The following is a 25,719-nucleotide window of genomic DNA, read 5'->3' as shown; positions in this document are numbered from 1 at the left end:
AGCGCGAGGTTAACCACCACCGCGCTTGCCGGGCAATGAACGAACGGCAATACGCCGCGAATTCGCGTTCGGCGGTATATGCCGGTTGCCGGTTGATCACCCCGCAGACCGCCGCTATAGCCCCGGTCCTGCCGCAGCCGGAGACGTGGGTGAGTGGCTGAAACCAACGCTTTGCTAAAGCGTCATACGGGAAACCGTATCGAGGGTTCGAATCCCTCCGTCTCCGCCATTTAGTACCCGATCGGGCACGTCGCACTGACAGGCGTACCGGTGGCGCGGGTCAGGCGAGCTTCAGCCCCTCCTTGTTCATCACCGCCGTGATGTGCCTGTTCTGCGCTTCGGACAGTTGCTCCCGCAGTCGGGGGAACAGGTCCTCCTCCTCCTCGTGCATGTGCTTTTCGATCAGCGCGCGGAATTCCTTCAGCTTGGGCAGCCAGGCCGGATCGCTCTTCGCCATTTCGCCCAGATCGAAGAAATATTGTTTCACGTAGCCGTGCTCGTGATTGAGGTGATCCGCCGCCTCCGTCAGCCCAGCGTCGCGCATCTTGGGATAGACGACGTTTTCCTCCTGGAAGGCATGTTTGCCGATCGCATGCTTCAGCTGCATCAGCAGGATGGTGCGCCGCGCCGTCGCTCCATCGTCGGTCTTTTCCAGCAGGTCGAACAGCTTGAGCGCCGCGGCGTGTTCCGCCGCCAGCGCCTTGTCCCAGCGACCGGCCGCCACCGTCGGTGCCTGCACCGCGGCCTTGCGGACGAGATTGGCGAGCAGGCCGGCCGCGATTCCCGCCGCCGTGCCGATCGCGACCGTTCGACCGATGCCATCCAATTTGCGCGCTTCACTGGTCATCGTGTCTCTCCATCCTGCGGCATGCGGATTTGCGGGCCGAGCGTGGCCAGCACCGCGCGCGCATCGAACGCGCGGGGATCGGCGGGCTTGGGTCCGCGGCCGGCGACGATCTCGGCCACCGCTTCGTACCGGTCGACGGTGCGGACATCGACGCTGCGATCCCAGAAGGGGTCGCCCCACAGCGGATCCCAGCTGCGCCACCCGAAGGCACGCGAACGATAGCGCCAAGTCGGCCCCCAATAGCCGAAACGTCCGGGCCCGAACGGCCGGTCGACATAGGTGTTGGTACGGCGTTCGGTGTTGCGCTGTGCGGTGATGAACCAGTCGAAACCGCGCTGCGTGGTCAGTTGCGCGGCACGGTAGAGCAGATAGGTCTCCACCGTCTCGCGAGAGGTCATGCTGTTGCCCTGGAAGCTGACGCGAAAGCGATCGGGCGCGATCCGGCTGTCGCTATAACCGCCGGGGGCATTGCCGCCGCGGGTCAGTGGCTGATACGGTGTTGCGGTTTCGCAACCGGCAACCGCCAGCAGCAGCGCCGGAGCCAGCATGGCCAGCCGCCGGCGCGCGCCGCGGGACACGAGAGTTCCAGCATCCACTATGCCTTCTCCGTTCGACTAAGCCACTGTTATGCAACGGTTACTATAAACTCGTCGCTGCCACTGTGGTTCACGGTCCGGCCGGCGAATAGTCACTCAACTACATCAATCCCGTCGAGAGATCTGTCGGCCGAGATCATGAAAGATGGTTGGAAAGGCTGTCGAGAAAGAGATGTACCTTTCGCGGGATGAGCTGTTTGGTCGGCAGCACCGCCCATATGCCCTGATCGGGCACGGCGCCGTCGCTCAATCCGATCTCCTTCAGCCGTCCCGCGACGACGTCTTCACGTACGTTCCATTCCGACAGCTGGACGATGCCCAATCCCCGAAGGCTCGCTTCGTGCAGGGCCTCCATGCTGTCCGCGGCAAAGCGGCCGCTTATGGCCTGACGAACGGTCTTCCCCTTGCGCTCGAACACCCACTGCCGGGTGGCGGTGGGCACGGCGAGGCACTCATGATGCCGCAACTCGGAAACCCTGGTCGGTGCGCCACGCTCCACCAGATAGGCCGGCGACGCATAAAGTCCCCTTTTGTTGTGAGCCAACCGGCGCGCAACCAGATTGCTGTCGCGCAATTCACCGAAGCGGATCGCGACGTCGACGCCCTGCGCAGTGATATCCACCACCGTATCGCTCAGCAGCAATTCCACCTTGGCCCGTGGATGCGCGGCAAGAAAGCCGCCGATCATCGGCGTCAGGACCTTGCGACCGAATGGCACCGACGCTGCAATCCGCAGCAGCCCGCTCGCGCCTTCATCGCTCCCGGCAACGGCGGCGCGCGCGTCTTCGGCGTGCAGCAGGATCGCTTCGGCATGAGGCAGGAACGCCTCGCCCTCGGGTGTTAGCGACAGCGATCGGGTCGTACGATGCACGAGCCGGACACCGACTTCGGCCTCCAGTGCCGCCAGCCGGCGTGACGCCACTAATGGCGTCAGCCCCAGCCGCCGGCCGGCCGCTGACAGACTGCCGTGCTGCACGGCTTCGATCAGCACGGCGAGGTCTGCGAGCTCCAGCATATCTTCGTATGATAAGCCGGCTCGTACCAAAGCGCTACTTATGCGTGGAGGCGACAAGGTCCAGATGGGGGCATATCGCTGCATACCCAGGAGGTTTCGCATGACGTCCACCGCACACGCCGCCGAAACGGCACCGAGACCGCGGCTTCGGTCCGGTCTGAATTTCTCGATGGCCGCCGCCGCCGGGGTCGCGGTCGCCAACATCTACTACAACCAGCCGATGCTGGGGATCATGGAAAAGGACCTGGCCGGCCCCGTCACCAGCTTCGTGCCGACCGCGACGCAGCTCGGCTATGCGGCGGGGCTGTTCCTGCTGGTGCCGCTGGGCGATCTGGTCGAGCGCAAGCGCCTGATCGTCGTTCAGTTCGGCGGTCTTGCCGTCGCGCTGGCGATCGCGGCGGTCGCTCCGGGCGCTGCGATGGTGATCCTCGCCTCGCTGCTCGTCGGAATCCTGTCGACCGTCGCCCAGCAGATCGTGCCGCTCGCAGCGCACCTCGCGACGCCGGAGCGGCGCGGCGCGACCGTGGGCACGGTGATGGCGGGGCTGCTCTGCGGTATCCTGCTCAGCCGAACGCTCGCCGGATATGTGGCGACGCACGCCGGTTGGCGGGAGATGTTCTGGCTCGGCGTGCCGATGGCGGTCGGTGCCGGTGTGCTGATGGCGGCGGTGCTGCCGCGCAGCGTACCCGACACGACGCACAGCTACGGCTCTCTGCTCCGCTCGCTCGGTGGCCTCTGGTCCGAGTTCGCTGCCCTGCGCAAGGCCGCCATCACGCAGGCTCTGCTGTTCGCCGGTTTCAGCGCGTTCTGGACGATCCTGGCATTGCACCTGCAAGAGCCGCGCTTCTCGTTCGGTGCGGACGTGGCCGGGCTGTTCGGTATCGTCGGAGCCGTCGGCGTTCTCGCCGCACCCGTCGCGGGGCGGATCGCCGATCGTCGCGGACCGCATCTCGTGATTCTGCTCGGCGCGGCGCTGACGGTGCTGTCGTGGGCGGTGTTCGGGGCGCTCGGATCGATCGCGGGCCTGATCGTCGGCGTCGTCCTGCTGGACTTCGGCGTGCAGAGCGCGCTCGTCTCCAACCAGCATATCGTCTACGCGCTTCGCCCCGAGGCGCGAGCCCGGCTGAACACGATCTTCATGGGTGCGATGTTCCTGGGCGGTGCAGCGGGATCCGCCGGCGCGACGGTCGCGTGGAACGCCGGCGGCTGGATCGCGGTTGTGATGTTCGGTGTGATCCTCTCCGCCGCTGGCGTGCTGATCCAGCTCGCCGGCCTGAAGCGGAAGGGCTGAGCCATGTGGATCGTCATCGCCGGCGGATCGATGGCCGGCCTGTTCGCCGCTGCGCTGCTGCGCAAGGCGGGCCACGACGTTCAGGTCCACGAACGATCGAGAGCCGGTCTCGAAGGGCGTGGTGCTGGTCTGGTCGCGCAACAGGAGGTGTTCGACCTGCTGCACAGGATCGGGCGGGACGAGGTTGCCCGGCTGGGCGTGGTCGCGCGAGAGCGCATCACACTCGCGCGCGACGGCTCGATCGCTTCGGCCGGCGGACCACCGCAGATGCAGATTTCATGGGATCACCTCTATGTCGCGACGCGGATGCAGATCCCGGACGAGGCCTATCATCTCGGGCGCGGCGCGATCGCTGCCGGCCAGGATGCGGACGGTGCGTGGCTGGAACTGGACGATGGCGAACGTATCCATGCCGATCTCGTCATCGGTGCCGATGGCATCGGTTCGGCGGTTCGGCGATCGATGCTGCCGGACGATGCCGGCCCGCGCTACACGGGCTATGTGGCGTGGCGGGCGCTCGTACCGGAAGCGCTGTTGCCCGTGTCGGCGGCAGATGTGCTGTCGGACCGCTTCGCCTTCTTCCACATGCCCGGCGGTCAGGCGCTCGGCTATACCGTCACCGGCGCGAACGGGGAGCTGACACCGGGGCAGCGGCGCTACAATGCCGTCTGGTATCGCACCACGCCCGATCTCGCGGCGACGCTGACCAACGTCGATGGCCGCGTCCATCCGTATTCACTGCCGCCCGGCACGGTGCGACCCAACGCCGCGCGAGAGGTGGTGACGTCGGCGCGTTCGCTGTTGCCCTGGCCGTTCGCCGATGTGTTCGCGGCGGAGCCGCAGCCGTTCGTTCAGGCGATCTTCGACATGGAAACGCCGCGCATGGCGGCGGGGCGGCTCGCGCTGATCGGCGATGCGGCGTTCGTGGCACGTCCGCATACCGCGATGGGCGTGGCGAAGGCAGCGGGCGATGCGATGGCGCTCGCCCATGCGGTGAATCGGGGCTGGACGTCAGAGGCGCGCGGCGACTTCGAAGCGGAGCGGCTGGGAACGGGTCGTGCCATCGTCGATTACGGACGCCGCCTGGGCGCCTCACTCGGCTAGATGCGGCATGGTCCGCGCGCGCCAGCGCGGACCATGCTTCAGGTCGCGTCGATCAGCCGGCCCGACGTCTTGCGCGAATCGCGGCCCATGGGTTCGGGCGCGCATCGCCGACGCGATGCAGCGTGTTGCGATCCTGATGGGCGAACGGCGCGGTCCGTCCCTCGACCATGAGTTCGGTATCGGTGACGTAGCTCCACGTTCCGTCGGGGTTGAACGTGATGGCGATGCGGTAGCTGTCGGTTCGGAAGGACTGGTCGAGGAATTGGGTGGAGCAGATGCCATATTCGGTTCGGCCGCGTGCCGCGGTCACAACGATCTCGTCCGCATCCGGCGTGGCCTGACCCGATGCGAGCGCGACCTGTCCTCGCGGGATCGCCAACGTCTGCATGACCAGTCCGGTCGCCGGTTCCCACAGCCAATACCCGACCTGTTCGTGGAACGTGATGTCCTCCTCTTCGGTCGTGATATGGAGGTGATAGCGCAGGCCGTAGAAAAGCTGGGGGCCGTTCGCCTGCGGATCGATCGCCTGAAAATCGATGTTCTCGATAAAGACACGGCGCTCCGGCCCGTCCGGCTTGGGCGCGAGATCGACGCCCCTGCGCGCGCGCCAGCGACCGGCAAGGCGGCGAAGCGGGCCCAGGTTCGCCAGCGTGTCGGGATCAACGTCTGTCGGCTCGGTGAAAATGTCGTGCGGCATCGGATTCATGGCGTATATCCTGCTGACGTGATGCAAGTTGCGCGCGCATCGATGGCGCACAGCGGACCGTAAGCCTGCAGCCCGGACCCGACAGCCATACCTAGGTTTGGACCCGCGACCGATGCGCCTCGCGTTCAGGTTCGCTCCGCTAGGGGCGGCGCGGAATTAACCAGGGACCGATACCCATGCGTCTATCGAACATCCTTCTCGCCATCGGCACGCTGGTCGGGGTCGCCATCGCCGTGGCCCCTGCCGCCGTGGCCAGCGTCGATCCGTCACCCAGACCCGGCGGGGTCTATCGGTTGAAGCCGGGGATCTACGTACAGAAGGAGACCACCTGCGCATCGGCGCCGAATGCGGCGATCCGACACTATGACGGTCGCGGCATCAGCACGCCCCACACCCGCGCCTGCCGTGCCCGCGTCCTGTCCCGCCACGGCAACCGTTACGAGGTCAGCCAGTCGTGCATCGACGCCGGCGCGGGTCCGGCATCGCGATTCGTCGAACGCCAGACCGTCAGCATCCGCGACGCGCTGACCTTTTCCATCAAGACGCGCGGTCCGGCTGCCGAATATCGTTACTGCCCGGCCTACATGCTCCCCGCGGGTATTCGCGCGCCGGCACGCTGAGCGTTCCGGCAAGACGCGCGCCGTTGCGGGTCAGTCGACCGCGTCCTCGATCGCTTCCAGCAAGGTATCCGGGTCGATCGGTTTGGTCAAAAAGGCACGGGCGCCGCTCGCCAGCATCTGCTCCCGCGTCGCCCCCGTGGGGAAAGCGGTCATCACGATCAGCGGATGCGCGCACCCGCGACGATTCAGCTCGAGCTGCAACGCACGGCCATCCATGCCATCCATATGGACGTCGGTGACGATGCAGGCGAAAGCCTCCAGTTGCGGGCTGGCTAGCAGCGCGCCGCCGTCGGCGAACGGGATGCCGGTCAGCCCTGCCGACCGAAGCAGACTGATGATGCTGCCACGGACGCCGGGATCGTCGTCGACGATGGCCACAAGCTGGGAATGGGGCAAAGCATACTCCGAACCCGGGTCGAACGCGCCCGCAGCACCGTAGTTGGGCCGTGCGGCACCGCGATACCATCATACTCAGATATTAAAGCGGTGGATCGTCGCGTCGCGGACGCCGAGCTGCTCGGCCATGCGCACCAGATCGGCCAGCGATTGCGCTTCCATCTTGCGCATCATGTTGCCGCGATGGATCTTGACCGTGATTTCGCTCAGCGACAATCGTGCGGCGACCTGCTTGTTCATCAGGCCGGTCACGACAAGCGCCATCACGTCCTTTTCGCGCGGGGTAAGCCGCTCATGGCAGGCTTGCAGGCCGGCGATGCCTGCGGCCTCGGCCAGCCGCACGCGATCGGTATCCAGCGCGGTGGCCACCGCCGCCAGCAGCTGTTCGTCCTCGAAGGGTTTGGGCAGGACGTCGATCGCACCGGCGCGCATGCCCCGCACGGTCATCGGGATATCGCCATGGCCGGTGATCAGCACGACGGGAATGTGGATGCCGTGCCCGGCAAGCCGCTCCTGTACGTCGAGGCCGTTTTCACCCGCCAGGCGGATGTCGAGGATCAGGCAGGCGGGCACGGTTGGCGGCGTAGCGGCCAGAAAGGCAGCCGGGCCGTCGTAGAGGCGGACGTCATAGCCGATCGAGCGCAGCAGGCTGCCGATCGACCCGCGGACGTCGGGATCGTCGTCGATGACGCAGATGCAGTCCGGCGTCATGCCGCGATCCTCTCGCTAAGGTCGGCGATCGGCAGTTTGAAGCTGAAGCATGCGCCGCCGTTCGCATTGCTCCTCGCGGTCAGACTGCCACCATGTTGTTCGACGATCGAGCGGCAGATCGACAGGCCCATGCCCATGCCGTCCTGCTTGGTGGTGAAGAAGGGGCGAAACAGGCTTTCCAGATCAGTGTCGCCGAGGCCGATACCACAGTCGCTGACGTCGACGACGACATGGCCGCCATCCCGGACGCCATCGATGTACAGCGTGCGGCGATCCGCGGGCGTGTTCGCCATCGCCTGTTGCGCATTGATCAGCAGGTTCATCAGCACTTGCTGCAATTGCACGCGATCTCCGCTCACCTGCGGCAGATCGTCCGGAATTGTCATTCGTAATGTTATTGCGTTGGCACCCAGTTCGCGGTCGAGAATCGCGACGGTTTCGGTGACCAGGGATCCGATCGCGAGCGCATCCTGTTCGGGTTCGGCCTTGCGCGCGAGATCGCGGATGCGGGCGATCACGTCCGCCGCGCGTCGCCCGTTCGATGCGACGTGATCGAGGCAGTCGGCAACCTCGGCCGCATCCGGTGCCTCGCGGGCGAGCCACCGCCGCCCCGATTTGGCGTAGGTGATGATCGCCGACAGCGGCTGGTTCACCTCATGCGCGATCGATGCGGCAAGCTGCCCGAGCGTGGTGACGCGCGCCATGTGCGTCAGTTCCGCCTGCGATTCCGCCAGCCGGGCCTGCGCGCGGTTGCGCTGCGTCACGTCGAGCGCGGTGACCAGCACATGCTTCCATCCCTGATGGTCGGGCGGCAACGTCACCCGCAGGACGACGTCGATCACCTCGCCCGCCGTGGTGAGGAACTGCACCTCTTCCTCCACCGGCATGTCGCCCCGCGCCAACCGATCGAAGATGCGGACCTGCGCCGTCTGGGCCGAGGCGGTGTGGTGCGCGATGATGTTGCCGCCGATCAGGGCGGAACGATCCGCATAGCCGAACAGCCGGGCGACCTCCTGGTTCGCATCGCGGATATGGGTCCGTCCGGCAGCGCGCTGCACCAGATCGAGGTTCGGCGTCTCGCCCGCGTTGAGCATCGCATAGGCTGCCGACCAGTCGGATTCCCAGATCGGAAAGCCCGTCGCGTTGAAGATCATGCCATAGCGTTGATCGGCGCGCTGCCGCTCCGCCGCCACCGTGATCTGGCGCGCGCACAGCAGGGCGGTGGTTGCGATCGCGACGAGGCTGACGGCGAGGCGCATCGTCGGCGAACCGATGCCGTCGGCACCGTGGCTGATCCAATAGCCGACGATCGCCAGCGTTGCGCAGACCGATCCGGCCAGATGGACCGCCGATCGCCGCTGCTCGCGCGCCACCACCAGGACGACGATCGTGTAGAGCACGGCGACCGCGCCCTGCAGCGGGCTGAGCACGTCGAGCGCAAAGATGCCGAGGGCGAGCAGCGCGGCCATTCCGATCCGGCCGGCGGCGATCCACCGCCCCGCTTCCCTGTCACCGCGCATCGCCGCCTCCCGGAGCGATCGGAAGGATCGCCACCCCGCTACGAGGCTGGCCGATCGCACAAGGAACTGCAACTCCACTCTATTCCTCGTCCGGTCGAAACCGCACATCCATCAGGAATCGCGTTCCCGGGTCCGCGTCCTCCCACGCCACCGTCGCGCCAAGCTTCGCGGCCGTGGCATGGATCAGGCGGTTGCCGAGGCCCGTCCCGGCGCTGGGTGTGGCGGACGCACGCCCCCGATCCTCTACCGCGAACCGATAGCGGCCATCCGCACGACGATGCAGGGTCATCAGGATTCCGCCCGGCTCACCGGCGCGGTACGCGTGCTTGCAGGCGTTCGTCACCAGTTCGGTCGCGAGCACGCCGACCATGGTCGCAGTGGCACTGGTGACCGGAACCGTCTCGGCATCGACGGTCACCGGCCGCCCCGGACCGCAGCTGCGCGACAGCCGCTCGCCCAGTTCCTCGAGATAGTCGCCCAGATCGATCGCGCCATCGTCGCTTGTATGGAGATGGCGGTGGACGGCACCGATCGCGACGATGCGCTCGCGCGTCCGCTCCAGCGCCGCAATCGTCTCCCGCGAGGCACCCCGCGCCTCGACCGCGATCAGCGCCGCGACGAGCTGGAGCTGGTTGGCGATACGGTGGTTCGCCTCGTCCGCGGCGTCGGGTATCATCCTGCGCTGCGATACAATGCCCGGTGAGGGTGACACATCCGTGATCATCATGCACATTTCAGCCAGCCCCAGCGGTGATCGGTGCGGTCATCTGGCGGATGGCAGCCGGTGCGCGCCATCATACGCAGGTTTACGTATCGAGGTGGACCGGCCAAACCTGCGTATGATGGCGCTGCGTCGATAAACGAAAGATGGTTCCTCCCTGAACGATGCGGCGACGGCCGACATGAAGGATGAAGAGCATGATCGACACGCGTGAGCACCAGCGCTTTCCCGTCCTGACGTCGGCGCAGGTCGAGACGGCGCGCCGGTTCGCCAGTGGGCCCGAGAGACACTTCGCGCCGGGCGAGACGGTCTATGCGATCGGAGATCATGGCGCGCCGGCCTGGCTGGTACTCGGCGGCACGATCGAAGTTGTCCGCCGCGATGGCTTGAGTCGCGAGGCGACGGTCACGGTCCACCATGCCGGCCAATTCTCGGGTGAGGTCAATCAATTGGCGGGGCGCCCGTCGATCGCTGCCGGCAGGGCCGGGCCGGACGGTTGCACAGCGCTGCCGCTCGACCCCGCGCACCTGCGCGCGCTGATGGTCGGATCGGCGGACGTCGGCGAGATCGTCATGCGTGCGCTGATCCTGCGCCGCGTCAGTCTGATCGAAGAGGGCGGTGCCGGCACGATCCTGATCGGTACGCCCGGCAGCCCCGACATGGTGCGGTTGCAGGACTTTCTGGGTCGCAGCGGCCTGCCCAATCTGGTGCTCGACGTCCGGTCGGACGAGGAGGGGAGGGCGCTGGTCGACCGAACCGGCGTGCTGCCGGAGGAGTTGCCGCTGGTGGTCTGCCCGACGGGATCGGTGCTGAAACGACCGGGCGTCGAAGAACTCGCCGCGTGCCTGGGCATCGTCCCCGATATCGACCCGGATCGCCTGTTCGACGTGGCGATCGTCGGCGCCGGACCGGCCGGTCTGGCGACCGCCGTCTACGCGGCATCGGAAGGGCTGTCGGTCATTGTCCTCGATTCCAGGGCGATGGGCGGGCAGGCCGGCGCATCGGCGCGGATCGAGAACTACCTCGGCTTTCCTACCGGCATCTCCGGTCAGGCGCTCGCCGGTCGTGCGTTCAATCAGGCGTTGAAGTTCGGTGCGGAGGTCGCGATCCCGGTGTGGGTCGAACGGCTGGACTGCGACGCGCCGGACCTGAGCCTGCTCTGTGCGGACGACCGTCGCGTGAAAGCGCGCGCCGTGGTCATCGCGTCGGGCGCGCGATACCGCCGGCCCGACGTGCCCAACCTCGCCGCGTTCGAAGGCGCGGGCATTTCCTACTGGGTGTCGGCGATCGAGGCACGGCTGTGCGCCGGCGAGGAGGTGGTGCTGGTCGGCGGTGGCAATTCCGCCGGGCAGGCCGTCGTCTTCCTCGCGCCGCAGGTCCGCAAGCTCCACCTCGTCGTGCGTCGCGAACTCGCGGCCACCATGTCGCGCTATCTGATCGATCGCATCGCCGCGCTGCCGAACGTCGAGATGCACATCGGCAGCGAGGTCGCGGGCCTCGAAGGCGATCGTGAGACCGGCCTGACCGCCGCGACGTTCCGCGACCGCCGCGATGGCACGCTGACGCGACGCGAGGTGCGGCACATGTTCCTGTTCATCGGCGCGGATCCGAATGCCGGCTGGGCCCGGGAGTGTGTCGAGACGGACGCCAGAGGCTTCATCGTGACCGGCGGCAGCGCCCTGCCGCTCGAAACGAGCCGCCCCGGCGTGTTCGCGATCGGCGATGTCCGCGCCGGCTCGACCAAACGCGTGGCCGCCGCCGTCGGCGAAGGTGCCGCGGTCGTCGCCCAGATCCACAGTATGTTCGCCGCACAATCCAGCGAGGAGACGCCCCGATGACCTGTACCCACATGGCCACCATCCACGAAGTGACGCCGAGCGCCCGAGGCTGCGAGGAATGCCTGAAAATCGGCAGCGAATGGGTGCATCTGCGGTTATGTCGCGAATGCGGTCACGTCGGCTGCTGCGACCAGTCGCCGCATCGCCATGCCCGTGCCCATTTCCATGCGACCCGGCACCCGATCATCGAGGGCTACGACCCGCCCGAAGGCTGGGGATGGTGCTACGTCGATGACATCGAGGTCGACCTGCCGGACCAGACGCCGCAGATCGGGCCGATCCCGCGGTTCTATTGAAGCGTGACGACGATGCCCCGGTCCGCACCGTTCGTGCGGACCGGGGCTGTCGATGTCCTGCCAACGCAATCACGAGTGGGTGTCGACGACAGCGCCTCAGGCTGCGGATCACGGCGCAACGACAAGGGGGGCGGAACCCGTCCGCCCCCCGGATCAGGCTGATGCGACGATCAGCCGCGTACGAACGCCAGCAGATCCGGATTGATGACGTCCGCATGGGCGGTCAGCATGCCGTGCGGGAAGCCTTCATATACTTTCAGCGTCGCATGCGGCAGCAGCTTCGCCTGAACCAGCGAGGCATCCTTGTAGGGGACGATCTGGTCGTCATCGCCCTGCAGGACCAGCGTTGGCACGGTGATCGCCTTCAGATCCTCGGTCTGGTCGGTTTCCGAAAACGCCTTGATGCCCTCGTAATGTGCATTGGCGCCACCCATCATGCCCTGACGCCACCAGTTGCGGACGACGCCGTCGGACACCGTCGCACCGTCGCGGTTGAAGCCGTAGAAGGGGCCGGACGCCACATCGAGGAAGAATTGGGCGCGATTGGCGGCCAACGCCTGCCGGAAGCCGTCGAACACGGCGATCGGCGTACCGTCCGGATTTGCCTCGCTCTTCACCATCAGCGGCGGCACGGCACTGACCAGTACCGCCTTGGCGACCCGGCCCTGCGGCTGGCCGAACTTCGCCACGTACCGGGCCACTTCGCCGCCGCCCGTGGAATGGCCGATGTGGACCGCGTTCCGGAGGTCGAGATACTCCGCCACGGCCGATGCGTCGGCGGCATAATGATCCATGTCGTGGCCGGTGCCGACCTGCGTCGAGCGGCCATGACCGCGGCGATCGTGCGCGACGACGCGATAGCCGTTGGCGAGGAAGAACAGCATCTGGGCGTCCCAGTCGTCGGACGACAGCGGCCAACCGTGATGGAAGACGATGGGTTGCGCGTCCTTCGGTCCCCAATCCTTGTAGAAGATTTCGACGCCGTCTGCGGTCGTTACGTAAGCCATGCTGTCCTCCATCCGGGCGGACGGGAGATCGCCGTCCGACCCGTCACATGTCGTGCATCCACTGCGTCGCCGCTATCATACGGACGTTTGGGTGCCGTGCTGTCGCCAGGCGATGCCCGACCTCCGCGATCTTGAGCCGGTGCAGATTGCCTAGGTCATAATTCTCTCCGTCGCGGCAGGTAACCCCGGCTACCGATACCGACGTGGTATCGAAGAAACCCTCACTAGCGATTGAATGAAAGTTGACAGCGGCGTCGAACCGATGCCAATCTGATGATTGACGCGCCACAGAGCGCGACATTCAGAGAGGATGATTGATGCGCACGTTCCTGCTGTCGGCGTCGGTGATCGCCATGATGACCACGGCCGCCCATGCCCAGGTCGGCCCCGCCGAAGCCCCCGCCACCGCCGCCCAGAAGGCACCGCAGTCGTCGCAGAACCCGGTCGACGCGACCGATCCCGCTGCCGTCCCGGGCGACGCCGATCGGGGTGCGGACATCGTCATCACCGCCGAACGCCGATCGACCAGCCTGCAGCGCACCGGCGTCGCGGCATCGGTGCTGACCGGCGAGGATTTGATCCGCAAGAGCGTCAACACCGTCGAACAGCTCCAGTTCTCGACGCCGTCGCTCACCGTCAACACCTCGGGCCAGGCGAACAGCTTCAACATCCGCGGCATCGGCAAGTCCGAGATCAGCAGCTCGGTCGGCGTCGGCGTCGTCACCTATCGCGACGGCGTGCCGGTATTCCCCGGCTATTTCCAGAGCGAGCCCTATTACGACATCCAGTCGGTCGAGGTCCTGCGCGGGCCGCAGGGGACGTTCGCCGGCGGCAACGCGACCGGTGGTGCGGTGTTCATCACCGAGACCAACCCGACGCTGGACAAGGTGAAGGGCTTCGCCACCGCGCAATACGGCAATTACAACCAGGTGAAGGCGCAGGGCGCGATCAACCTGCCGCTGAGCGACACGCTGGCGATCCGCCTCGCCACCAACCTGGAGAAGCGCGACACCTTCTTCACCGTCACTGGGCCGTGGACGGGCAACCCCGGCAATCTCAATTCGATCAGCGGCCGCGCCAGCCTGTTGTGGCAGCCCGACAGCCACCTGCGCCTGCTGGTCAAGGGCGATTACAACAAGATCGACGTCGGCGGCTATCCGAACAGCCCGGCCTATTTCGGCAGCGCCGCCGCGCCGATCCTCAACACCAGCGATCCGTTCACCGTGTCCAGCAACACCTTCCTGTCGGGGCAGGACGAGTTCGGCCGGATTTCCGCCAACCTCAGCTACACCTTCGACAGCGGGCTGATGATCCGGTCGATCAGCGCCTTCCAGAAGGGCACGTTGCAGGAGACGATCGACGCCGACGGCACCGCCGCCGCCAGCAACACCTTTCAGGATTTCGCCAACGAGCATGTCTGGTCGCAGGAGGTGAACATCATCTCCCCCGACACCGGGCGGTTCACCTGGCTGATCGGCGGCTTCTACCAGTTCGACAAATACGAATTCCCGGTCGGCAACGGCTATGTCTCGCTCGCGGCGACCGGCGCCGTCCGCTCGCTGCGGATCGAGGGGACCAACCCGCATACCGCCACCGCCGCCTTCGGTCAGATCGGCTACAAGCTGACCGACGCATTGCAGGTGACGCTCGGCGGGCGCTGGTCGCGTACCACCTCGCGCAACGACGTCAATTACCCGATCGAGCTGTTCCTCGGCGCGCTGCCGACGTTCAAGACGGTGCTGGTCCAGCATGATTTCAACGCCGACAAGAACGTCGATGCCAAGCTGGCGTTGAACTGGACCGTCGACGCCAACAACTTCCTCTATGCCTTCGTCGCAACGGGGACCAAGGCCGGCGGCCTCAACGGCGCAAACTTGTTCGGCACCACGCCGCGCGGCTTCGTGCCGGAAAAGGTTACCGATTACGAACTGGGCTGGAAGGGGACGATGCTCGACGGCCACCTGCGCACGCAGGTCGGCGGCTATTACAACAGCTATCGCAAGTTCCAGGTGCTGATCGTCGATCCGGCGACGCCGAACTTCACGTCGATCTTCAACGTGCCGAACACCACCAAGCTGTATGGCTTCGAGGCATCGGCGCAAGGCTCGTTCGGACAGTTCCTGTTCGACTTTTCGACCTCGATCTCCAAGTCCGAGCTCGGCGAGTTCTTCGCCCGCGATCCGCGCAAGGGCACGACGGGCACCTGCGATCCCGTCACCGGCCCCGCGTCGGCATCGGGCTGCATCAACCTCGGCGGGCGTCGCCAGCCCTATGCGCCGACGTTCACGCTCAGCGCCGGTGCGCAATATGCCATCCCGCTCGCCGACGGCTTCACGCTGACCCCGCGCCTCGACTACGCGCATATTGGCTCGGTGTGGGGCACGCTGTTCCAGACGCCGCAGCTCGGCGACTTCCTCAAGGCGCGCAATATCGTGAACGCGCAGCTGACGCTCGACAACGGCACATGGTCGCTCGCCGGCTTCAGCACCAACCTGACCGACCAGCATTATATCGGCGCACTCAATGGCATCCGCCGTCTGGCGGCGGCGCCCCGCCAATATGGTGTGCGAGTCAGCACGAAGTTCTGATGCCGGGCGGGCGCGGCCCTCATCGGCCGCGTCCGCCAGTCCGATGCTGCCCCGGTCCCTCCTCGAAAGACCCGTCATGACTCCCGGATCGATGCAGCCCTATGCGCTGACGCTCGACAAGTTCATCGACCATGCCGCCAGATGGCATGGCGCGACCGAGGTCGTGACCGGTGGTGGAGATGGCGGCAGCGAACGGATCGGCTATGCCGCCTTGCGTGAACGGGCCAACCGCCTGTCGGGAGCCTTCGCCGCGCTGGGGCTGAAGGCCGGCGACAATCTCGCCACGCTGGCGTGGAACAGCCAGGCGCATATGGAATGCTGGTATGGCGCGATGGGAACGGGGATCGTCTGCCACACGCTCAACCCGCGCCTTGCGCCCGCGCATCTCGCCGCGATGATCCATCAGGCGGGCAATCGCGTGCTGGCGGTCAGTCCGGGCCTCGCGTCGCTGGTCGAGGATTTGCTGGAGCGCTGTCCGGGGATCGAGCACGTCCTGCTGTTCGACGAGCCCGGCGCGGCACAACCCGCGCCCGCGTCGGAGCGCGTGCGCATCTGGCGGATGGAAGACCTGCTCGGCCAGCACGGCGCGGCGATGCCCTGGGGCGGGTTCGACGAGAACGCGCCCGCCGGCCTGTGCTTCACCTCCGGCACCACCGGCGCGCCGAAGGGCGTGACCTACACGCACCGGTCCAACTACCTGCACACCACGCACCTGCTCGCCGCCGATGTCGTCGGCATCACCGCCCGCGACGCGGTGCTGGTCGCGGTGCCGATGTTCCACGCCAACGGCTGGGGCTTCGCCTTCGCCGGTCCGGCGGCGGGCGCCAAGCTGGTCCTGCCCGGCCGCAACCAGGACGGCGCCAGCCTCGCCCGGCTGATCAACGACGAGCGCGTGACCGTCGCCGCCGGCGTCGCCACCGTGTGGCTCGGGCTGGTCGATCATCTGGAGCAGACCGGCGGCGAGGTGCCGTCGCTTCAACGTGTCCTGCTCGGCGGATCGTCGGTGCCGCAAGCGCTGATGGACCGACTGGAGGCGCGGCTGGGCGTCACCATCCAGACCAGCTGGGGCATGACCGAACTCTCGCCGGTCGGCACGGTGACACCGTCCAACGCCAGCGTCCGCGTCTCGGCCAAATCCGGCCGCCCGCCGATGGGCGTCGACCTCCGCCTCACCGACGCCGCGGGCGTGCCGCTGCCCGACCAGCGCGCGGGCGAGGGGCGGTTGTGGGTGAAGGGCGCGAGCGCGGTCGAACGCTATTTCGGGCAGGACGAGCCGGCGACCGACGCCGAGGGCTGGTTCGACACCGGCGACCTCGCGCGGATCGATGCGGCGGGCAACCTGTCGATCACGGGCCGTTCGAAGGACCTGATCAAATCGGGCGGCGAATGGATCAACCCCGGCGAGATCGAGGCGATCGTCGGCGCGCTGCCGGAGATCGCGCTGGTTGCCGTCGTCGGCCGCGCGCACCCGCGCTGGGGCGAACGCCCGGTGCTGGTCGTCGAGGAGCGGCAGGGCGCGGGACTGTCCGACGAGACGTTGCTCGACGCGCTCCGCGGCAGGATCGCCAGCTGGTGGCTGCCCGACGCGATCGTGCGCGTACCGACGATGCCGCTGGCGTTGACCGGCAAGATCGACAAGATGCGCTTGCGGGCCGAGCATGGCTGAGGCCATGGGTGGGATCGACATGACGGAAGCAACCACCCGCCCCACACGCCGCCCAACGAAAAAGGCCGACCAGCGCGCGGCGACGATGGAGCAGATCTTCGACGCGGCGGAGGCGCTGTTCGCCCAACGCGGCCTGTACGGCGTGACACTGAAGGAGGTCGCGCAGCAGGTCGGCGTCCACCAGTCGCTGCTGCATTATTATTTCAAGGACAAGAAGGAGCTGTTCGACGCGGTCATCGCCCGCCGTGCGCCGGTGACGATCGAACGCCGCCTCGCGACGCTCGACGCCTACGAACGCGAGGCGGCGGGCAAGCCCACGGTCGAGGGCGCGCTGCACGCCTATCTCGACGCCGACCTCGACCTGTACGGCAACGGCGATATCGGCTGGCGCAATTTCGGCATGCTCGGCGCGCAGATGAGCAACACCGCCGAATGGGGTGCGGACCTGATGGACACGCATTTCGATGCGGTCGTGCTGCGGCTGATCCAGATCCTCAAGCAGGCGCTTCCGGGGTGCGCGGAGGAGGATCTGTTCTGGGGCTATCACTTCGTAACCGGCGGCCTGATGCTGTCGCTGGGCCGGACCGGGCGGATCGACAAACTGTCGGGCGGCCTGTGCCGGTCGGACGATTTCGCCGCGATCAAGGCGCGGATGGCGCGCTTCATGGCGGCGGGCATCATCGCGACCTGCGAGACGCGGCAGGGGTAAAGTCCCCTGTCGGGCGAAAACCGGCAAGGCCCCGCCAAACCCCGCCAAATGCCCCGCGTCACCCCGGACTCGTTCCGGGGTCCACTCTGCGGCGAGGGGAAGGGCTTGCGGCTCCAGCCTTTCCCGTGCCGCATGGTGGCCCCCGGAACGAAGCCGGAGCGACGAAGCCCCCTTACTCGCATCCCGCAACAGCCGGCGGCATCGCCGGTGCGGCGAGCCCGACGTTCCAGTTCCACCCGATCGTCCCCGTCGTCCACCGCCGGCACATCACCCGCTCGTTGAGCGCGAACATGCCCGGCAACAGGTCGCGCTTCGCGGCCGGCATCGCCGCGAAATGCATGTAGCCGCGCTTCGCATCATAGGCCGCCCACGGCGCCGCGCCCTTCGCGACCGGCCGCCCGTCGCGCACGAAGCTCGCCCAGTAATCCAGCATCGCCTCCGACAACGCCTGCTCGCTCGCCGCCGCCGGGATCTTCGGCCAGCGCGGCGGCGTCGCGGTCAACGTACCGAACACATAGGGCAGTTCGCTGGCGTGAAAGGCGTGCAGGTCCGCCTGATCCATCGCCGGGTAACCGTGATCGAACATGTAGAGATAGGCGGGCTTGCCGAGCGCCGCCTGCTTGCGGACCAGCCGCTCCGCCGTCCATCCATACAGCGCGTCGCGGGTCGCGGCGAGGATGCTCTCCCCATAACCCGCCGCCGGATACTGGCGCAAAAACGCATCGGACAGATCGCCGTATTTCGCCCGGATCGCCGCCTCATACGCCGCAGCATCCGCCGGCGGCTTCGGCGCCAGCATGCGCAGCGACCGTATCTCGCCCTGATTGAAGCCGGCGAGGACCGGCACCGCCGCCTGCTTCCCCCGATCGAAGGCGTCGACCATCTGCTGCGGCAGCACCGCGCCATCGACCACACCGAACGGCGCGAACCCGAGCTTCGCCGCCATATCGGTCAGCGTCTGCGCATCCAGCGCCCGCAAACTGGCAAGGTCCGGCGTCTTCAGCGCGCCGGTCAGCAGCGCGCCTCCCGCCTCCCATGCCGGCATGCCGAACACCGGCTTCCTGAGTTCTGGCATCGAGATCATGTACGAACTCTGCGCGATTGCCCTGGCGAACAGCCCCCGCGCCGCCGGCGACGTCATCAGGTACAGCGCACTCAACCCGCCCGCGGATTCGCCCGCGATCGTGACGTTGCGCGCATCGCCGCCGAACGCCGCAATGTTGGTGCGCACCCATTGCAGCGCCGCGATCTGGTCGAGCAGCCCGTAATTGCCCGACACCCCGCGCGCCTCGCCGCTCAACCATGGATGCGCCAGCCAGCCGAGCACGCCCAGCCGATAGTTGATCGACACGACGATGATGCCGCGCTCGGCGAGCTTGCGGCCATCGTACATCGGCTCGCGGCTCGATCCGGTGTTCAGCGCACCGCCGTGAATCCACACCATCACCGGCGCGTTCTTCGCATCGGCGGGAGCCCAGACGTTGAGCGTCAGGCAATCCTCGCTCACCGGCATCGGCACGCCCGAATAGACGGTCGCATTGGGCGCCTGCGGCTGGACGCAGGCCGGGCCGAAGCCGGTCGCGGCGCGCGTGCCGGTCCAGCGCGGCTGCGGCACCGGCGCTTTCCAGCGCAGCGCGCCGACCGGTGGCGTGGCATAGGGGATGCCCTTGAACACCCGCAGCGTTCCGTCGGTCGTGCCGCTCACGGTGCCGGCGGGGGCGGTGACGACCGGTCCTTGCGCGAACACCGGCGCGGCGCTCGCCAGCGCCAGCGCGGTCAGCATGATCTTCATATTCCGGACTCCTGACGGTGCAGCGTGCGCGCCAGCCACAGGAACAGGCCGATCGCGATGACGTAGAAAGGGGTGAGGGTGTAGAGCGCCAGTTGCAGCGGGTTGGTCGCGCCGCCCGCCGCGAAATGGTCGCTGGCCGCGCCGACCCATGTCGGGCCGAGGCCCAGGCCGATGAAGTTCATCACCAGCAGCAGCAGCGCGCCCGCCAGCACGCGCTGGTTGGGCGCCGCCTCTTCCTGCACCAGCGTCACCGAGCACGACAGGTAGAAATAGTTGAAGAACATCACGACGGTCAGCAGCGCCAGCGCCAGCGGCCACGTCGGTGCCCAGACGAACGCGATGTAGAAGGGCATCGACACCGCCAGCGACACCGCGGGTGCGATCGCGAACACCCGGCGCGATCCGCGGCTGAACCGGTCGATGATCCGCCCCGACGCGATCATGCCGCCGCCCATCCCGATCACGATCGCCAGCGCATACCACAGCGCGATCTCGGGCAGGGTCATGCCCTTTTCGCGGATCAGGAACAGCACCGCGAAATTGCCGAGGCCATAGGTGACGAATTGGGTGGCACCGCTGCCGAATGCGGCGAGCGTCATGACGGGATTGGCGAAGAACGCGCGCAGCGTCGCCCAGAACGGTGCCTTGTCCAGACGCGTCGCGGCACCCGGATCGGCCGCCCCGCGCGCCGGCTCCGGCACCACGAACGGCAGCGCGACCGCCGCGACGATGCCGACCAGCCCGATCGCAACGAACGCATCGCGCCAGTCGAACAATGTCGCGATCGTCGCGCCCAGCGCGATGCCCAGCGCCGCACCGATCGGCGGCCCCAGATTGTAGATGCCGAACGCGACGCCGCGCCGCCCCGGCGCGAACGTGTCGGTGATCAGCGCATAGGACGGCGGCACGCCGCCCGCCTCGCCGAACCCGACCACCATGCGCGCGACCACCAGTTGCGGATAGGTGCGCGCCATGCCGCAGGCGATCGTCGCCGCGCTCCAGATCGCGCAGGCGAGCGTCAGCACGCCGACCCGGCTGGTCCGGTCCGCCAGCCAACTGACCGGAATTGCGATGAAGCAATAGAACATCGCGAAATACAGCCCGCCGATCAGCCCCAATTGGCCATCGGTGATATGCAGCGAATCCTGGATCGGCTTGGCGAGGATGCCGAGCAGCTGCCGGTCGAGGAAGTTGAGGACGTAGACAAAGGTCAGCATCGCCAGCACGATACCGGGGTGCCGCGACCGCCTTCGCATAGGATACGCGTCGACAAGCGGATCGGGTGCCGCCACGCTGCTCAGGACCGTCATCACCTCTCCCACTGTGTCGTGGCTTATCCGCGGAGGATGCTGCACCTCACCGGGCGTGTCAATGCACACTCACGTATGAATGAATATTGTGCTTGGCGTCCGGCTCCGTATGATGGGAGCCAACGAAAGCAGGAGAGTGACATTGGCGTTGGAAGGCAGGACCGCGATCATCACCGGGGCAGGCGGCGGACTCGGGCGGGCGCACGCGCTGTATTTGGCGGGTCGCGGCGTGCGGGTGGCGGTGAACGATGTGTCGGCGGACGCCGCCGAGCGGGTCGCTCATGAGATCACGGCGCACGGCGGCACCGCGACCGCCGTCGCCGGATCGGTGACCGACGAGGCGGCGGTCGGTGCGATGGTCGAAGCCGTACTCGCCGCCTGGGACCGCGTCGATATCCTCGTCAACAACGCCGGCATCCTGCGCGACAAGAGCTTCGCCAAGATGACGATCGCCGACTTCCGTACCGTCGTCGACATTCACCTGATCGGCGCGGCGATCTGCACCAAAGCGGTGTGGGAGGCGATGCGCGCGCAGCGCTTCGGCCGGATCGTCATGACGACCTCCTCGTCCGGCCTGTACGGCAACTTCGGCCAGGCCAATTACGGCGCGGCCAAGATGGCGCTGGTCGGCCTGATGCAAACGCTGGCCATCGAGGGCGAGAAATACGACATCCGCGTCAATTGCCTCGCGCCCACCGCCGCGACGCAGATGACCGAAGGCGTCCTCGATGCGGAGAGCCTGACCATGCTGGCGCCGGATCGCGTCTCACCCGCCCTGCTGGCGCTGGTCGCGGACGATGCGCCGACGCGGATGGTCGTGTGCGCCGGTGCGGGCCATGTGGCCACGGCCAACGTGACGCTGACCCACGGTCGCTACGTCGGTCATGCTGCCGATGCCGGTGAGCAGGTCGTCTCGCGGTGGTCCGAGATCGTCGATCGTTCGGGCGAGATCGTTCCGGGCTATGGCTTCGTCCAGGCCGAACGAGAGGTTGCGGCAGCACGTGCGGATGCCTGAACGGCGGTAGGAACGGTCTTTTTCGGATATGACCGGGCATCCGGCGTCGGGAGCAGGAACGTGCGCCGGGCCGTCCGGTTTGCTCGGCCCTTCCGTTGACGATGTCGGTGACGGATTGCACAGCACGTCGGACGAGCGGGAAAAGGGCGGCTTCGTGCATCCAGCAGCAAATTTCGAGCTGATCATCGGCATGTTCCTGGTGGTGCTGGGGCTCCATTATCTGGCCCGTCGCCTGTCGCTGCCGCCCGCAGCCGCGCTGATCGTCGGCGGGTGCGCGGTGGCCTTCGTACCGGGCGTGCAGGGTATCGCGATCGATCCGGAACTGGTCCTCGTCCTTTTTCTCCCGCCTCTGTTGATGGACGGCGCGTGGTTCACCGCCATCGCGCCGTTCCGCCGCCACATGGCCGGCATTCTGTCGCTGGCGGTCGGCGCGGTCTTCTTCACCACGGCGGTCGTGGCGATCGTGACCAGGCTGCTGATGCCCCAATTGCCCTGGGCTGCCTGCGTCGCGCTCGGTGCAATCCTGTCGCCGCCCGACGCCGTATCGGCGCGCGCCGTGTTGCAGCGGGTCAGGCTGCCGCGTCGGCTGACCACGCTGCTCGAAGGTGAAAGCCTGTTGAACGACGCCGCCGGGCTGGTCCTGTTCCGCTTTGCGGTGGCGGCGGTGCTGACCGGCAGCTTCCATCTGGGTGCGGCGACGGGAACCTTCTTCCTGCTGGTGGCAGGCGGTATTGCGGTGGGAGCGGCCATCGGCGGGTTGTGGGTGGTCCTGCTTCGTCGGCTCGGCGACGATACGCTGATGATCGCGGCGACCGTGCTGGTCTGCTGGAGCGCCTATATCGCGGGCGAGCTGCTGCACGTTTCCGGCGTCATCGCGGTCGTCACGGCGGGCCTGACCTGCGGCTGGTATCAGCACGTCGTCTTCAACGCGCGCGTACGCATCCGCGCGCTGGCGTTCTGGCAGGTGTTGGTGTTCCTGCTCGAAGCCGCCGTCTTCCTGCTGATCGGCCTGTCGTTACGCGGCCTGCTGGACCGGGTCGGCGGGCTCGGCATGGTGGTGGACACGATGGCGCAGCCCGTGCTGCTCATCGTCATGGCGGTCGTCGTCGCGCGATTCCTCTGGATCTTCGGCGTCGATGCCGGTGTCGCCGCGGTTCGTCGCATCGGCTGGACGCGACAGCAACCGCTTGGACCGCGGGCGGCGGTGGTGATGAGCTGGGCCGGGATGCGCGGCGTCGTGACGCTGGCGGTCGCGCTCTCGCTGCCCGAGACGATGCCGGCGCGAGACCTGATGCTCGTCACCGCCTTCGTCGTGATCCTCGTCACCGTGCTGGTGCAGGGCACCTCGCTCGGCTGGGTCATCCGCTGGCTGAAGCCGCCCGAAGATGACAGCACGCGACCGCCGCTCGACCTGCACGCCGCCGAGACGATGCTGTTCCGCGCGCAGCTCGCCGTCGTGGAGCGAGAGGCGGTGGCGGCCGATGGCACCGTCATCCACCCGCAGCTGTTGCGACGTTACCGGACCCGCGCAACGGCAGCGGATGCGTTCGACGGCACCGCGGAGGAGCGCCACGCGGCGATAGCCAGCCATTTCAACGTCATCATCGACGCGGTCGCCGCCGGTCGTGCCGAGCTCGTCCGCCTGCATCGCACCGGCTGTATCGATGACGAGACGCTGCACGACCTCGAACACGACCTCGACTTGGAGGAGCTCGCAGCCGCGGCAGCCAAGGGATAGCGAACGGCTGTTTCAACCTGCCCGTGGCGTGCAAGAGGTCAATGTTCGGTAAGCCCGACGACTTCGAAATCGAAGCGCTTCCACCCGTGGCGTTTCGCCGCCTGTGCCGTCAGTGCCTCCTTGCCGACAGCATCCTTCACGGACGTGGCATGGCCCCAGAATACTTCGGTTTTACCGTCGTGAAGATGCGCGACGATGCGCCAATAATGCGTGAACGGCGCCGCGGTGGGGCCGATCGTCTTCACATAGCCATCGGCCATCGTCGCGGTCAGGTAGCGCTTCTTCCTCGCCATCGCCATGCGATAGCGCAGTGGCGGGGGCCGTGGGAGAGGGCCTGGCGTCAATCCTCGTGGCGACGGCCGATCCGGTAGGGTCCCGATCGTGTCGCCAGCGATCGTCCTTTCCAGCTCAGCCGCACCAGCCCTTCGCCAACCAGCGCGTCGATCGCGGCGTGGACTGCGGGCATCGCGCCGCGCCAGTCCGGCGCGATCACGCGCGCCACCTCGCTCGGGCAGATCGTCGCACCCGATGCGCGGCACGCGAGCAAAGACAGTGTCACGGCCCTCGGATCGTCCATTCGCCCTGCGTCGACCTCGCTGCTCATCCGGTCAACCCGCGGAAGGCGCTGGCTGCGCTGTTCCGGCGGTCTGCGTGACGGGGTTCGATCGATCGTGTCGGGATCACGAACGAGCGACTGTATGATGTCCCGAAGACAGCTGTCGCATCACCTTGTCAGGACGACGCTATGCGTGCCGGGATGCCTTCAGCCGTATATCCTCGAGGGCGTTATAGATGATATCGCAATATTTCGGATCTACCGCTTCCAGCTCGCGCGCGCACATGACGCCGATGTTTATGCTGTCGTAAAATGGCATGTCGAAATATTTGTGATCATCCCAGAACGAGTTGATCCTGTTCAGCTCCTTTTGGGCGTACAAGAATAAATGGCTGTCGGGAAAACTTTGCAGACGATTGTCTGTAATCTGAACCGCGGCGTCGAACGAGCTATCCATCATGGCCTCAATGAAAGGAACCTGGGTCCGGAACGAAGTATTGCGTGCCGCCGCCCGGAGTGACTGCGGTGGCATAGGGACTGGACCAGTTGTCGTCGATATTCGCGGCGTGCGACTGCAGGGCGCGAACGGGACCAGGGTTGGTATAGGTCGTCTGCACCTTCGATACGGCACCGACGGCGGGATCATGCCCTACCGGTGATATACCCAATCGTCCGGGCGTTTCGCTGACGGGAGCGAAATAATTACCCTTGGGGCCATTGGGAACCTGCCATTGTCCCATGGTCGAATTCGCGGGGATGGAGCCGACACGAACGGGTTTCGAGAAGTCGATACCTTTGAGATGCGAGTCGATCCGTGCCTGGGGCCAGTTTTGCTCGGCGTAGAACGACTGTGCCGTCGCCCGGCGCGATGCCACGACCGCCGCCTGATATCGGGCGGACGCTGCCTGACCGCCACGCACCCCCGCCGCGCCGCCCACCATGCCGCCGAGGAACCCGCCCGCCGTTTCCAGCGCGCGCGTGCCCGCTTCGGATAGCCCCAGCGCCTCGCCGAGCGCACGGCCGCCGGCGCCACCGCCCAGCGCGCCGGCGAAGCCGAGCAGCCCGCCGCCGATCGTCGCCGCCACCCCGACGGTGGCGATCGCGAAGGGCAGGGCGGCGATCGCGCCGGCGACGCCCAGCACCTGCAACGCCGTCACGGCCCAGCCGGGCACTTCCGGCTGAATGAAGACGCGCGGGTCCTGCGCGCTCGGTCCGCCGATGAAGACGTTGGGCGACACCATCGGCACCGATTTCGCGCTGCATCCCAGCGTCTCGTCCCGGCGACCGGCATATCCGGAATTGATGATGACCGATGCCGATCCGGTGGCAAGGGGGATCGGGCCGCTGTCCTTGCTGCACGAGGCGAACGATCCCGCGGTGAAGGTCGCGGGCTTCGAATTGACGAAGACGTTGGGCGATCCGGTGACGAATGTGCCGCACGCCGGCCCCATCGACGCCTCGCCGATGTACATGCCGCCGAGCCCGCCCGCCGATACCGCGCCCGCCGCGGCACCGGCGGCGGCGACCAGCGCCAGCCCGCCCGTCGCAACGGTCGCGGCGACCAGCACCGCACCGACCGCCACGCCCGCAAGCACGCCGAGCAGCATGCCGGTCCCGGCGTTGCTGTGCGCGATGGCGTCTCCGACGCGCGCGGCGGGCAGATCGGTCACGCCGGGC

At 67.0% G+C, this 25,719-nt stretch carries 25 protein-coding genes and 1 tRNA gene; 11 read left to right on the top strand and 15 right to left on the bottom strand.

Annotated features, from left to right (window positions below; all coding sequences use genetic code 11):
• Positions 1 to 139 precede the first annotated feature (139 nt).
• A tRNA-Ser gene (locus tag NF699_10305) sits at positions 140 to 229 on the top strand.
• Positions 230 to 280: 51 nt separating this feature from the next.
• On the opposite strand, the gene NF699_10300 is transcribed toward NF699_10305, so the two are convergent.
• The 3 genes from NF699_10300 to NF699_10290 all read right to left on the bottom strand — a co-directional run bounded on the left by NF699_10300 (position 281) and on the right by NF699_10290 (position 2,542).
• Positions 281 to 847 carry a hemerythrin domain-containing protein gene (locus tag NF699_10300; protein USU03483.1) on the bottom strand — a complete coding sequence of 189 codons (567 nt, stop codon included), beginning with the start codon at positions 845 to 847 and terminating at the stop codon, positions 281 to 283.
• Complete coding sequence (locus NF699_10295; GenBank protein ID USU03482.1) at positions 844 to 1,443, bottom strand: hypothetical protein; 600 nt, start codon at positions 1,441 to 1,443, stop codon at positions 844 to 846. Before NF699_10295 ends, NF699_10300 begins: the two co-directional genes overlap by 4 nt.
• 136 nt (positions 1,444 to 1,579) lie before the next feature.
• Complete coding sequence (locus NF699_10290; protein USU03481.1) at positions 1,580 to 2,542, bottom strand: LysR family transcriptional regulator; 963 nt, start codon at positions 2,540 to 2,542, stop codon at positions 1,580 to 1,582.
• Positions 2,543 to 2,558: 16 nt separating this feature from the next.
• Between NF699_10290 and NF699_10285 the strand changes: the two genes are divergently transcribed.
• Together NF699_10285 and NF699_10280 are read left to right on the top strand one after the other, a co-directional pair.
• Positions 2,559 to 3,749: an MFS transporter gene (locus tag NF699_10285; protein ID USU03480.1), complete on the top strand. Its 1,191-nt coding sequence runs from the start codon at positions 2,559 to 2,561 to the stop codon at positions 3,747 to 3,749.
• Between the two features lie 3 nt (positions 3,750 to 3,752).
• A complete protein-coding gene (locus NF699_10280) occupies positions 3,753 to 4,853 on the top strand; it encodes an FAD-dependent monooxygenase (protein ID USU03479.1) in 1,101 nt (366 codons plus the stop codon).
• Between the two features lie 52 nt (positions 4,854 to 4,905).
• Here the strand turns inward: NF699_10280 and NF699_10275 are convergent, their stop codons facing one another.
• Positions 4,906 to 5,559, bottom strand: coding sequence for a heme-binding beta-barrel domain-containing protein (locus NF699_10275; protein USU03478.1), 654 nt, complete (start codon positions 5,557 to 5,559; stop codon positions 4,906 to 4,908).
• 176 nt (positions 5,560 to 5,735) lie between these two features.
• Between NF699_10275 and NF699_10270 the strand changes: the two genes are divergently transcribed.
• Complete coding sequence (locus NF699_10270) at positions 5,736 to 6,179, top strand: hypothetical protein (protein USU03477.1); 444 nt, start codon at positions 5,736 to 5,738, stop codon at positions 6,177 to 6,179.
• 30 nt (positions 6,180 to 6,209) lie between these two features.
• On the opposite strand, the gene NF699_10265 is transcribed toward NF699_10270, so the two are convergent.
• The 4 genes from NF699_10265 to NF699_10250 all read right to left on the bottom strand — a co-directional run bounded on the left by NF699_10265 (position 6,210) and on the right by NF699_10250 (position 9,482).
• Positions 6,210 to 6,557: a response regulator gene (locus NF699_10265; GenBank protein ID USU03476.1), complete on the bottom strand. Its 348-nt coding sequence runs from the start codon at positions 6,555 to 6,557 to the stop codon at positions 6,210 to 6,212.
• A 93-nt stretch (positions 6,558 to 6,650) separates the two neighbouring features.
• The gene (locus NF699_10260) at positions 6,651 to 7,286 is read right to left on the bottom strand and encodes a response regulator (protein ID USU03475.1); all 636 of its coding nucleotides are present in this window, start codon (positions 7,284 to 7,286) and stop codon (positions 6,651 to 6,653) included.
• On the bottom strand, positions 7,283 to 8,806 hold the full coding sequence (locus tag NF699_10255) for an ATP-binding protein (GenBank protein USU03474.1): 1,524 nt from the start codon (positions 8,804 to 8,806) through the stop codon (positions 7,283 to 7,285). The genes NF699_10260 and NF699_10255 overlap by 4 nt, the downstream gene beginning before the upstream one ends.
• 79 nt (positions 8,807 to 8,885) lie before the next feature.
• Positions 8,886 to 9,482, bottom strand: a complete 597-nt coding sequence (locus tag NF699_10250) for a sensor histidine kinase (GenBank protein ID USU03473.1) — start codon at positions 9,480 to 9,482, stop codon at positions 8,886 to 8,888.
• Between the two features lie 233 nt (positions 9,483 to 9,715).
• On the opposite strand from NF699_10250, the gene NF699_10245 reads away from it, so the two are divergent.
• Together NF699_10245 and NF699_10240 are read left to right on the top strand one after the other, a co-directional pair.
• Complete coding sequence (locus tag NF699_10245) at positions 9,716 to 11,365, top strand: FAD-dependent oxidoreductase (GenBank protein USU03472.1); 1,650 nt, start codon at positions 9,716 to 9,718, stop codon at positions 11,363 to 11,365.
• A complete protein-coding gene (locus NF699_10240) occupies positions 11,362 to 11,661 on the top strand; it encodes a UBP-type zinc finger domain-containing protein (GenBank protein ID USU03471.1) in 300 nt (99 codons plus the stop codon). Before NF699_10245 ends, NF699_10240 begins: the two co-directional genes overlap by 4 nt.
• Positions 11,662 to 11,831: 170 nt before the next feature.
• On the opposite strand, the gene NF699_10235 is transcribed toward NF699_10240, so the two are convergent.
• Positions 11,832 to 12,668, bottom strand: a complete 837-nt coding sequence (locus NF699_10235; protein ID USU03470.1) for an alpha/beta hydrolase — start codon at positions 12,666 to 12,668, stop codon at positions 11,832 to 11,834.
• A gap of 317 nt (positions 12,669 to 12,985) precedes the next feature.
• Here NF699_10235 and NF699_10230 point away from each other — a divergent pair, with 317 nt between their 5' ends.
• The 3 genes from NF699_10230 to NF699_10220 all read left to right on the top strand — a co-directional run bounded on the left by NF699_10230 (position 12,986) and on the right by NF699_10220 (position 17,631).
• Positions 12,986 to 15,256, top strand: coding sequence for a TonB-dependent receptor plug domain-containing protein (locus tag NF699_10230; GenBank protein ID USU03469.1), 2,271 nt, complete (start codon positions 12,986 to 12,988; stop codon positions 15,254 to 15,256).
• A 76-nt stretch (positions 15,257 to 15,332) separates the two neighbouring features.
• A complete protein-coding gene (locus tag NF699_10225; protein ID USU03468.1) occupies positions 15,333 to 16,922 on the top strand; it encodes an AMP-binding protein in 1,590 nt (529 codons plus the stop codon).
• Between the two features lie 19 nt (positions 16,923 to 16,941).
• Positions 16,942 to 17,631 (top strand): TetR family transcriptional regulator, encoded by a 690-nt coding sequence (locus NF699_10220; protein USU03467.1) that lies wholly within the window; start codon positions 16,942 to 16,944, stop codon positions 17,629 to 17,631.
• Between the two features lie 172 nt (positions 17,632 to 17,803).
• Here NF699_10220 and NF699_10215 read toward each other — a convergent pair whose 3' ends face one another.
• Together NF699_10215 and NF699_10210 are read right to left on the bottom strand one after the other, a co-directional pair.
• Positions 17,804 to 19,423: a carboxylesterase family protein gene (locus NF699_10215; GenBank protein ID USU03466.1), complete on the bottom strand. Its 1,620-nt coding sequence runs from the start codon at positions 19,421 to 19,423 to the stop codon at positions 17,804 to 17,806.
• Complete coding sequence (locus tag NF699_10210) at positions 19,420 to 20,733, bottom strand: MFS transporter (protein USU03465.1); 1,314 nt, start codon at positions 20,731 to 20,733, stop codon at positions 19,420 to 19,422. The genes NF699_10215 and NF699_10210 overlap by 4 nt, the downstream gene beginning before the upstream one ends.
• A 136-nt stretch (positions 20,734 to 20,869) precedes the next feature.
• On the opposite strand from NF699_10210, the gene NF699_10205 reads away from it, so the two are divergent.
• Entirely contained in the window at positions 20,870 to 21,748 is an 879-nt protein-coding gene (locus NF699_10205; protein USU03464.1) for an SDR family NAD(P)-dependent oxidoreductase, read from the top strand.
• Positions 21,749 to 21,902: 154 nt separating this feature from the next.
• Entirely contained in the window at positions 21,903 to 23,486 is a 1,584-nt protein-coding gene (locus NF699_10200) for a Na+/H+ antiporter (protein USU03463.1), read from the top strand.
• 38 nt (positions 23,487 to 23,524) lie between these two features.
• Here NF699_10200 and NF699_10195 read toward each other — a convergent pair whose 3' ends face one another.
• The 4 genes from NF699_10195 to NF699_10180 all read right to left on the bottom strand — a co-directional run bounded on the left by NF699_10195 (position 23,525) and on the right by NF699_10180 (position 25,712).
• Positions 23,525 to 23,779 carry a hypothetical protein gene (locus tag NF699_10195; GenBank protein ID USU03462.1) on the bottom strand — a complete coding sequence of 85 codons (255 nt, stop codon included), beginning with the start codon at positions 23,777 to 23,779 and terminating at the stop codon, positions 23,525 to 23,527.
• Between the two features lie 47 nt (positions 23,780 to 23,826).
• The gene (locus tag NF699_10190) at positions 23,827 to 24,063 is read right to left on the bottom strand and encodes a DUF3253 domain-containing protein (protein ID USU07048.1); all 237 of its coding nucleotides are present in this window, start codon (positions 24,061 to 24,063) and stop codon (positions 23,827 to 23,829) included.
• Positions 24,064 to 24,229: 166 nt separating this feature from the next.
• On the bottom strand, positions 24,230 to 24,499 hold the full coding sequence (locus tag NF699_10185) for an immunity protein Tsi6 family protein (GenBank protein ID USU03461.1): 270 nt from the start codon (positions 24,497 to 24,499) through the stop codon (positions 24,230 to 24,232).
• A gap of 7 nt (positions 24,500 to 24,506) precedes the next feature.
• Positions 24,507 to 25,712 (bottom strand): polymorphic toxin type 46 domain-containing protein, encoded by a 1,206-nt coding sequence (locus tag NF699_10180; protein ID USU03460.1) that lies wholly within the window; start codon positions 25,710 to 25,712, stop codon positions 24,507 to 24,509.
• Between the last annotated feature and the right edge of the window lie 7 nt (positions 25,713 to 25,719).

Source organism: Sphingomonadaceae bacterium OTU29LAMAA1 (genome assembly GCA_024072375.1).
In the GTDB taxonomy this organism is placed as follows: domain Bacteria; phylum Pseudomonadota; class Alphaproteobacteria; order Sphingomonadales; family Sphingomonadaceae; genus Sphingomonas.
This window is presented reverse-complemented; position numbering and strand designations above follow the sequence as displayed.